This window comes from Microcoleus sp. SVA1B4 (genome assembly GCF_036700545.1).
Taxonomy (GTDB): domain Bacteria; phylum Cyanobacteriota; class Cyanobacteriia; order Cyanobacteriales; family Microcoleaceae; genus Microcoleus.
Map to the genome: position 1 here is coordinate 113,096 of NZ_JAUBPB010000013.1, position 9,241 is coordinate 122,336.

General features: G+C 44.7%; 10 protein-coding genes and 1 pseudogene. 5 read left to right on the forward strand and 6 right to left on the reverse strand.

Features of this window, described 5'->3' with window-relative positions:
• Nucleotides 1–12 precede the first annotated feature (12 nt).
• Nucleotides 13–450, reverse strand: coding sequence for a hypothetical protein (locus tag QT987_RS09240; RefSeq protein WP_333239175.1), 438 nt, complete (start codon nucleotides 448–450; stop codon nucleotides 13–15).
• Between the two features lie 238 nt (nucleotides 451–688).
• Here QT987_RS09240 and QT987_RS09245 point away from each other — a divergent pair, with 238 nt between their 5' ends.
• From QT987_RS09245 to QT987_RS09255, 3 genes are all read left to right on the forward strand, one after another.
• Complete coding sequence (locus QT987_RS09245; RefSeq protein WP_199297830.1) at nucleotides 689–979, forward strand: helix-turn-helix domain-containing protein; 291 nt, start codon at nucleotides 689–691, stop codon at nucleotides 977–979.
• A 44-nt stretch (nucleotides 980–1,023) separates the two neighbouring features.
• Nucleotides 1,024–1,380 carry a helix-turn-helix domain-containing protein gene (locus tag QT987_RS09250; protein WP_333092052.1) on the forward strand — a complete coding sequence of 119 codons (357 nt, stop codon included), beginning with the start codon at nucleotides 1,024–1,026 and terminating at the stop codon, nucleotides 1,378–1,380.
• A gap of 149 nt (nucleotides 1,381–1,529) precedes the next feature.
• A complete protein-coding gene (locus QT987_RS09255; protein ID WP_333239177.1) occupies nucleotides 1,530–1,898 on the forward strand; it encodes a helix-turn-helix transcriptional regulator in 369 nt (122 codons plus the stop codon).
• A gap of 233 nt (nucleotides 1,899–2,131) precedes the next feature.
• Here the strand turns inward: QT987_RS09255 and QT987_RS09260 are convergent, their stop codons facing one another.
• Entirely contained in the window at nucleotides 2,132–2,938 is an 807-nt protein-coding gene (locus QT987_RS09260) for a pentapeptide repeat-containing protein (RefSeq protein ID WP_333239179.1), read from the reverse strand.
• A gap of 65 nt (nucleotides 2,939–3,003) precedes the next feature.
• Entirely contained in the window at nucleotides 3,004–3,864 is an 861-nt protein-coding gene (locus tag QT987_RS09265; RefSeq protein ID WP_333239181.1) for an Rpn family recombination-promoting nuclease/putative transposase, read from the reverse strand.
• Between the two features lie 202 nt (nucleotides 3,865–4,066).
• Between QT987_RS09265 and QT987_RS09270 the strand changes: the two genes are divergently transcribed.
• Complete coding sequence (locus QT987_RS09270; protein ID WP_333239182.1) at nucleotides 4,067–5,329, forward strand: UvrD-helicase domain-containing protein; 1,263 nt, start codon at nucleotides 4,067–4,069, stop codon at nucleotides 5,327–5,329.
• Nucleotides 5,330–5,371: 42 nt separating this feature from the next.
• On the opposite strand, the gene QT987_RS09275 is transcribed toward QT987_RS09270, so the two are convergent.
• Together QT987_RS09275 and QT987_RS29905 are read right to left on the reverse strand one after the other, a co-directional pair.
• Nucleotides 5,372–5,590, reverse strand: a complete 219-nt coding sequence (locus tag QT987_RS09275) for a hypothetical protein (RefSeq protein WP_333239184.1) — start codon at nucleotides 5,588–5,590, stop codon at nucleotides 5,372–5,374.
• Nucleotides 5,571–5,893 (reverse strand): annotated as a pseudogene (locus QT987_RS29905) (element excision factor XisH family protein). Before QT987_RS29905 ends, QT987_RS09275 begins: the two are co-directional and overlap by 20 nt.
• A gap of 272 nt (nucleotides 5,894–6,165) precedes the next feature.
• Here QT987_RS29905 and QT987_RS09285 point away from each other — a divergent pair.
• Complete coding sequence (locus QT987_RS09285; protein WP_333239188.1) at nucleotides 6,166–7,866, forward strand: ABC-F family ATP-binding cassette domain-containing protein; 1,701 nt, start codon at nucleotides 6,166–6,168, stop codon at nucleotides 7,864–7,866.
• Nucleotides 7,867–7,945: 79 nt separating this feature from the next.
• Here the strand turns inward: QT987_RS09285 and QT987_RS09290 are convergent, their stop codons facing one another.
• Entirely contained in the window at nucleotides 7,946–8,899 is a 954-nt protein-coding gene (locus tag QT987_RS09290) for a fructosamine kinase family protein (protein WP_333239190.1), read from the reverse strand.
• Nucleotides 8,900–9,241: the final 342 nt, after the last annotated feature.

The following is a 9,241-nucleotide window of genomic DNA, read 5'->3' on the forward strand; positions in this document are numbered from 1 at the left end:
AGTGATGGGGGGCTAGGCGCATTGTTTGCTCAGCCTCAGTTCCCTTGTTACGCGGGAGATATGGTTGAGTAGGGCTTCCCAAATTGCATCGGCGCTTTGGACAGGATACTTGAAATGTTCGAGGTCGTATTGTACAATGACTTCTAGGGGTGCTAGGATTTGCTGGTTTCGACAACCGGCAATTGCTGCGATCGCCTCTTGTTCCCATCTGGCAAATAGTCTGTAGCTGAAAAAGGAACTGCATTTTTGTCCTTTCTTGTTCAGGTAAACGACTATTACTTGATGTTGTTTGGGGTAGACTTTCACTATGCGGTTGACGGGCATTCTCAGGGCTTCGGCTGCTTCTTTTTTGGAGATTTGCCAGCACTGGGGTTTTAGCCAACCGGAGGCTGTAAGGCTCTGGCGTGTGTGGCTTGTCTTGCGTGTCCTGCGTGTGCGTCTATTAGTCATTTTTTCGGACTCCTAAATCGTGAGGGGTACTCCGATACAGTGGTACTAAATTTATACTTTTAATTTTAGAGTAAACTTACTTGTGTGTCAACCCTGACAAGTAAACGATTCAAGCGTTAAATGATAATGATTTATAAACTGACCAGTTTACTTGTAGGTACGGTCGAGTAGCTTTTAAGTCGTGAACATCCAAAATAGACAAAAACTTAGTGAAATTATCAAAACGGCCCGCGGCTCTATGAGCCAACGAGCGTTTGGCAAGCTTTTGGGGGTTTCTGCGACTGCTGTGCAATTGTGGGAAAGGGGCGATACTGTTCCAGAAACGGAAAACTTGGCTAAAATTGCTGCGAGGGCTGGTTATTCGCTGGAAGAGTTTCTCAGCTTTTTGGATGGCAATCCAGTCTCGCAAGCCCCAGAAATTAACGATATTGTCAAAAAAATTCAGTTTTTGCCTCTGAGTCAGGTGGCGCTAATTGGCAAAGCTGTAGCGGATAGATTCGCTGCATCGGCTGAAGCTGCTGGGGAATGAGTATTAGATAGATTTATCTGTAAACTAGGAGTTGTGTTGATCTGGTGACTAATACTGTGGACGCAGAAGCTAGGAAGAAACTGAGCGAAGTTGTTAAGCTAGCCCGTGGCGACCTGAGTTTTAGCGCTTTTGGTAGGCTATTGGGAGTCTCTGGGTCTGCTGTTCAGTATTGGGAAAAGGGCCAGGTACTCCCGGATACGAAAAATTTGACTCAGATTGCGGCAAAAGCGGGCTTTACAATGGAAGAGTTGATGGCTCATCTCGAAGGTAAGCCAATGCCGGAACCTGTCAATACCAACGAGCTGCTTAAGAAAATTCAATGTATGCCGATTAGTGAGTTGGCAGTGATTGGTAGAGCTGTGATGGATAGGCTCGCTGCTGCTGCTGAGTCTTCTGGGTAAGGACAGTAGATGGCGAGCTATTTAAGGTGTTATTAAAATCATAGTTGTTACTGATTGGTATAGTTGTCATGGTAGCAGCGATAAGTTTTCTTGTCAATAACAAGTGGAAAAATCATAAATTGAGAAGTAAACTTGTTAAGGGTGGTTAAGTGGTAACTGCGATTGTGGATGCTGAAGGTAAGAGAAAACTGATCGAGATTGTTAAGTTAGCGCGTGGCGACCTCAGCCAGCGAGCTTTTGGCAAGCTTTTGGGCGTGTCATCGACTGCTGTACAGTTGTGGGAAAAAGGCCAGAGCATCCCGGATACGGAAAATTTGACTCAGATTGCTATTAGAGCTGGTTTCACGCTAGAAGAACTCATAGGTCATCTGGACGGGAAGCCGATGCGGGAACCGATGGATACAAACGATATGCTTAAAAAAATTCAATGTATGCCGATCGCAGATTTGGCGGTAATTGTCCGAGCGGGCGTGGAGCGGCTGGCTAATGCTGCTGAGTCTTCCGGGAAATATAGCTAAGCGGTGTTTGTGCGATCGCCCTTAAAAATTTCCACCACTCGTGCATATCACAAATCGAGTAATTTGTCAAGGCCAAATCTACTTTGTTACGGAGTTCGATCGCCCTTATGGACTTACCCACTCCGACAAAGAAACCGGGTTTTTTACCTAATCTGTCGGTGACAACGCGTCTTTTCGTAAAAAACCCGGTTTCTGGGCCCTATACGATCGCCCTTATGAAAAAAGCACTCGCCCTATCCCTGACTCAATATGTCTAAAAATTCTCGGACAATGCGATCGGGTTCTTCTGTGCATCTGTTAGCGTCGCAGTAGTGGATGATGCTGATTCCGTGAGATGCAAACACGCGATCGCGCGTTTCATCTTTTTCTGTGTCGGGATGCCATATTTCCAGAATTCCCCATTTGCCTTGGTGGAATATGAGGAAATCTGGTTCTTGGTTTTGTCTACCTGCGGGTGTTGTGAGGCGGGCTTTGGAGTTGGGGAAAAAGAGGGTGTTTGTGCGATCGAGCGCTTCGGCTATTTTTACTTGTTCTTGGCTGTGAAAGCGCAAATCATTCCAGTGATAAATGCGTTCTCTTATGCTCGACAAAATTCCCTGGTTATGTGCGTCTTCAGCCTTGATAATTTCATCTGATACTGTATTATAATCAGATATAGTTGCACCCTGTAAATCAGTTGATGAATCAGACTCACTTAAGTTGGCGAATGATATTCTGGCTCCGCTTAAGTTAGCACCGCTGAGATTAACTCCTATGACTTGAGTTCGATGTAATGTCACTTGATGTCGCCGCAAGTATCGCTTAAAAACAGAGCGTAAATTATTTTTTTTTACTTTTTCATCAAAAGCCTCTGAGAGTTGTTTCCAGAGTTTAGCAGCCAGGGCTTTGATGTATTCATCATTATATTGAGAGAGTTGAGAAATTTCCTCATAGGAATGTCTGCCTTCCCAGCATTGTCTGAAGATGAGTTCTTGCACGTCGTTTAAGCCTTCGCCATCGAGGAGAGTTTCTGCGATCGCGATTGCTTCATCAACGGTCATGGCTTAAGTTTCCTTAAAGTATATATTTGGTGAAGTTTTGAAAATAGGCGACGATGTTTTAGGAATTAAGGCTGATGTTCATTCAACCAATTGGTTAAATCTGAGGCTTCGGAAAAGTCCAAAAGCGCTTCTCCTAAATCCTCTAATTCTTCTACGGATAAAGTCTGAATTTGCTCGCGGGTTTCAGGTGCGATCGCACCGATGCGTCGAGTCAACTGGCGAGTGAGGAACGACAGCGCCTCATCTTTCCTTCCTTCAAGGATGCCTAGTTGTCTTCCTTCAAGGAGGCCATCTTCGCGAATTTCTTGGTAAATCACAGAACCGCGCATAGTTTCCTTCCTAAATAGTTGTCTGATTAAGTCTTTTTCAAATCTCAAACCTGCGAGCACTTGGGTGCAAGCGAGTAAATCCGCTTGTTGAGTAGGTTCTTCTATTGTAGCAATCTGAGTAGCTATTTGCTCTAACAAAGTTCGCGGCGAGTTGGTTTGGGATAGTGTTGCGAGTGGGAGCAAGCCGGGGACGGACAGCAGTAAAGCGGGGTCTTGTTCCCAGAGGCGAATAACTCGATATCCGTGTCGGGTGTTCGCGTCTGTGTACTCCGATACAAAAACTTGTTCTGAGGCTGTTTGCTGCAAAAAGATTACTACTTGATTGATGGAACAGGAGTATTGCCGTTTGAGCCTGACGTAGTAGTCTAGCATTCTGAAGGCGATGGTTGGGTTGGAGTAGGGTCGGGTTTCAAATTCCAGATGCAGGATTTGGTTATCCGTTTGCAGGAAAACGAGAGAATCGGCTCGGATGGGTTCTTGAATTAGTTCGGTTTTGAGTACCTGAACGTCGGTGGGATCGTCAATTGGTAGCAGCCAGCTTACGAAGGCGGCGGGGAATTTTTCGGCTAGATATTTGCAGGTGTTGTCGTAGGCCAAGGAAGTTGGGTTGTGAGAGGGGTGATTTAGAAGAGTTTAACTCTAGGAGCATCTATCTGAGAGGAGATTTTTGGGGAATTTGGGGAAAGTCCTTACTTTTTATCACTTTTTATCACTTTTTATCACTGAAAAAGATCGGGTCGTGTTGGTAAGCTGATTTGAATCAAGAACACTCAACAAAAAGAATATCAGGAGAACCATCGTGGAACAGTGGATTAACTTCGAGCAATCTTTAAATCAGCGATCAAATAGCCAAGATTTAGACGGACGACAGAATAGAGCCAAAAATTTCTCGCTTAAAGGTCATGCTTTAGTTCGAGGCGTTGCAGGTTCTGGTAAGTCATTAGTATTGCTAAATCGTCTTGAAAAACTAATTGATGAGGGTTATAAGGATATTTTGGTATTGTGTTACAATCGCTTTATGAATCAATGGATTGATTCAATAATAAAAGAAAAAGGCTTGAGTTTAAACGTAGAGAGTCGAACTTTTCATAGTTGGGCTTATCGCATTGGATACGATTACAATTGGGATGAAATTCCTGAAAAGCGGCAGCAAATTATTGATCTAGTTAAAACATATTATAATGCTAACCCCAAAAAGCGTTATCAAGCCATTTTAATTGATGAAGCTCAAGATTTTTATGATGAATGGTTTGTGGCGATGTTAGATGCCGTAACTCCCGATACAAACTCTATCTTTTTTGTCTATGACAACACTCAGTCAGTTTACGACGGTCAGCAACATCGAAGAAAGCAAGATTGGGTTTGGTCTAAGCTTGGATTTAACGTCGTAGGTCGTTCGCAAATATTTGATATAAACTATAGAAACGCGCCAGAAATTATAGAATTGGCTTGGCAGTTTATAGACCCTTATTTAGTTAGTGCTAATATGAAGACAGCTAAACGCTCAAAAGCTTATAGTAAAATGGATCGTATTGTCGCACCAGTCAAAAAGTCTTCTCGCAGTTCATCTATTAAGCCAATGCTTGTAAAAAGTGATATGTCTCCAGACAATATAGCTAAACAGGTTAAACTGGCATTGAGTAGTCATCCAGATTCTTCGGTCGGAGTTTTATTGCATCCACAAGAGCCAAGATCCTTTAAGTCAGAAATTAGTGAATGCCTGTGGAAATTGGGTGTTCCCAATCACGCTCCCATGCGTCCTCAAGAGCGACATTCTAACGTTGTAAACCGACCTTTCGTAATTGTAGATTCTTGGAACGCGCTGAAAGGAGTTGAGTTTGATGGTGTTATTATTGCTGGCGTTGACCGAGTGGAAGACTTGCCTGATCCAGATAAAAATTTTCAAGAAAAAGCAGGACTTTATACAGCAATAACAAGAGCAAAAGATCACGTAGTTATGTTATACCAAAATGAAACTCAAGTTGTGCAGCAACTTCAAAACATTTTGACAGCACCGGATGTTTTGGAGAGTGACTCAATAATAAATGCTCAGGTTGCTTAGTGTGCAACATTAAGTCCTATGATAGTAGGACATTTCTTAAGTTCATCTGATAATTTTTAGCTCCGCGATCGCTTCATTAACTGTACCTCGAAACACCTTTCCAGATTGATAGTCTTGTTTTCCTTGTGCAATGTTAGCAGCAATTTCGGTGCGACGGCGATCGCTAAGTCTCCGGTGCATGATGACAAGTAAAGCAGTTTGTTCGTCTATAGACAATGTTTCGATCTCGTCTAAAATACGGTCAAATGTTGAGGTTTGCATAGTAAAGAGTATATTGACCCAAAGCTTGCTCTAAATCTGCAATTCTAGACTCTCTGATAAAACTTTTAACTTCAACGGCTATTTTGCGATCGTTGTTCTCAGCAGCTAATAGCTGTTCTGCACCAAGATCGATCGGTTTCTCTTCGCCCAAGCCAAGGGATACGGATCGTGGGTAATTGTCCAGCCAGCCTTAATCAGACCCTGTTTGACAACTTGATGATAAATGTCTCTTGCTGGCACGATCGCTCTCTTTTGCGATCGAGGTTGACACTCACTATTATAATGTGCAGAAGTCTCAACCATTATTCGAGAAATTCAATCTGAAACAACACGATCGCCAGATCGCCCCACCCAAATAGTCCTGCACCCACGTCGAGGGCAGAAACCGGGTTTCTTCGTAGATTTCTAGTTGAGAATCTGCGATTTTTCAGAGAAACCCGGTTTCTTCGCGTAACTCCTACCAAATCAAAATCTGCCAATACGCTAAATATAATTAAAATTTGTTAAGATTAACTCGACCTCAGCGCCGGCATCCCATCCGCCGCTAAACCTGCCCTTCCCCAGTCCCCACAACAATGCTGCGACTCGAACACATCAGTAAAATTTACCCCACAGGCGTCGTACTCAAAGATGTCACCTGGGAAGTCAAGCCAGGCGATCGCATCGGCTTAGTCGGCGTTAACGGTGCCGGTAAATCCACCCAACTCAAAATCATCGCCGGCGAAATCGAACCCACCGCCGGCGAAGTTATTCGCCCCGCCAGCTTGCACATCGCCTACCTCTCGCAAGAATTTGAAGTAGATCCGACTCGCACCGTCAAAGAAGAATTTTGGCGTGCCTTCAGCGAAGCCAACGAAGTCCACGAATCCCTGATGCAAGTCCATCGAGACTTGGAAAACTCCTCCCCAGAAAATCTCGACGAACTGATCCACAAAATGGATCGGCTGCAACGGCAATTTGAAGGCTTAAACGGCTACGGTTTAGAAGCCCAAATCGAGAAAATTCTGCCCGAAATCGGATTTGAACCCGAAGACGGCGATCGATTAGTCAGCGCCTTCAGCGGCGGCTGGCAAATGCGGATGAGTTTGGGTAAAATTCTCCTGCAAAAACCCGACATCCTGCTACTCGACGAACCTACTAACCACCTCGACTTAGAAACGATCGAATGGCTGGAAGTTTACCTCAAAGGGCTGACAACCCCAATGGTAATTGTATCCCATGACCGAGAATTTCTCGATCGGCTGTGTACCCAAATCGTCGAAACAGAACGCGGCGTTTCCACCACCTACCTCGGCAACTACTCCTCTTATTTACTGCAAAAAGCAGAAGCCAGAGAAGCCCAACTCAGCGCCTACGAAAGCCAGCAAAAAGAACTCGAAAAACAGCAAGCATTCGTAGAAAAATTTCGCGCCAGCGCCACTCGCAGCACCCAAGCCAAAAGCCGCGAGAAACAGTTAGATAAAATCGAACGCATCGAAGCGCCCACCGGCGGATTAAAAACTTTGCATTTCCGCTTTCCCCCCGCACCCCGCAGCGGTCGCGAAGTAGCAATAATTGAAGATTTGGTGCACACCTACGGCGAAAAAATCCTTTTTTTAGGAGCCGACTTGTTAATTGAACGGGGCGATCGCATAGCCTTTCTCGGCCCCAACGGCGCGGGCAAATCCACCCTGCTGCGGATGATTATGGGCTTGGAAAAGCCGACTGAAGGTACGGTCAAATTGGGAGGTCACAACGTCATCCCCGGTTACTTTGAACAGAATCAGGCAGAGGCATTAGATTTGAATAAAACCGTGATGCAAACGATTCACGACGAAGTTCCCGACTGGAAAAATGAAGAAGTTCGGACTTTGTTGGGCCGTTTCTTATTTACGGGCGAAACAGTATTCAAACAGGTTGGCGCTTTAAGCGGCGGCGAAAAAGCCCGCCTAGCTTTGGCAAAAATGCTGTTAACTCCCGTGAATTTGCTGATTTTGGACGAACCGACAAATCACCTCGACATTCCGGCGAAAGAGATGATGGAAGAGGCGATTCAGAATTATGACGGTACGGTAATTATCGTTTCGCACGATCGCTATTTCATCTCCCAAGTCGCTAACAAAATAGTCGAGATTCGGGACGGAGAGTTTCGCCCTTATTTGGGAGATTATCACTACTATCTCGATAAAATAGCTGAAGAAAAAGAGCTAGCCAAGTTAGCCAAAATTGAAGCAGAAAAAGCAGCTAAAAAAGCAGAAAAAGAAGCTAAGAAAAAAGCTGCGGCTAAGCAAAAATAAACTTGCCTCCCTCGCAGATAAACCTTAAATCCGCGTTTATCTGCGTTCATCTGCGGTTTAAAAAGCATCTGATTCTTAACTAACCCAAAATTCGACTAATCATCTGATTCGCCTGGGACTCGTAACTCCCACCAAACAAATTAAAATGATTTAAAATGTGATAGAGATTATAAAGAGTTTTGCGTTCTTCATACCCTGAATCCAAAGGCCAAACCTGATTATATCCCCGGTAAAACTGCCCCGGAAATCCACCAAATAGCTCAGTCATCGCAATATCAACTTCTCTATCTCCCAAATATGCCGCCGGGTCAAAAATTACCGGTTCCCCCGCAGATGTCACCCCCGCATTTCCCCCCCACAAATCCCCGTGAACTAGCGAGGGTTGAGGTTCATAACCAGCTAACAATTCAGGAATCATCTCTAATAAACGTTCTCCTTTCGGAAAATGGCCGCCCCGACGCTTAGCCAATTTTAACTGATAACCAATCCGATGTTCTGCCCAAAATTCTGCCCAATTTGCCGTCCAATTATTAATTTGTATAGTTGAGCCGATCGTATTATTAATATCCCACCCAAAACCACCCCTGAGCAAGCCCGAATTAGGCTCTTCTCCACCCCTTAGCAAGGTAGAATTAGGCTCTTCTCCCCCCCTTAGCAAGGGGGGGTTGGGGGGGGTGTATTTGTTGTGCATTTCGGCGAGTTTTCGCCCCATTTCTTCCCAAGCTCGATCGCCCCCGCGACTTCCCAAATCCAGCCATTCCAGCACAATATAAGCTGAATTCCCCTCAGTTCCCCAGCAAATCGGCTCAGGTACTCGAATCGTCTGGGTTTCCCGCATTTGCTGCAAACCCAGCGCCTCAGCTTCAAACATCGCGACTTGGGAAGCTTGATTGATTTTCGCGAAGTAAGTGCGGGAACTGCTGCTGATAGAATAGCCTTGATTGATGCAGCCACCGCTGACGGAATGGCGATTGTCGATCGAAAATGTTTCTCCCGTTGTTTCACAGATGTGCGCGGCAATTTTCTCCCACATAGCATGAAATCGTGTTGAGGGTTGAGGGCGATCGAAATTACTTTAACAGGTATAGCAAATTAAAAATTAATCAGCAAAAACAACAAAGCTTAATTAGCAAAAACAACAAACCACCTATCTGTACAGAGAGGTGGTTTTGTTTAAAAGTGGTTCGAGGGATTGAGCTATTTTCGAGCTGGAACCAGGGCGTTTAACCGTCGAGAAAGGAATAGCATCCCCGTGATGCCACGGGGTATTTTGAAACTACCAAAAAGTTGTCAGGGTGAAAAACCCTGAAGACTGCAGAGAAATTAAGTCATCATCATCACCATGTAGAAAGAGAGGTCAAGCCCTCGGTCTATT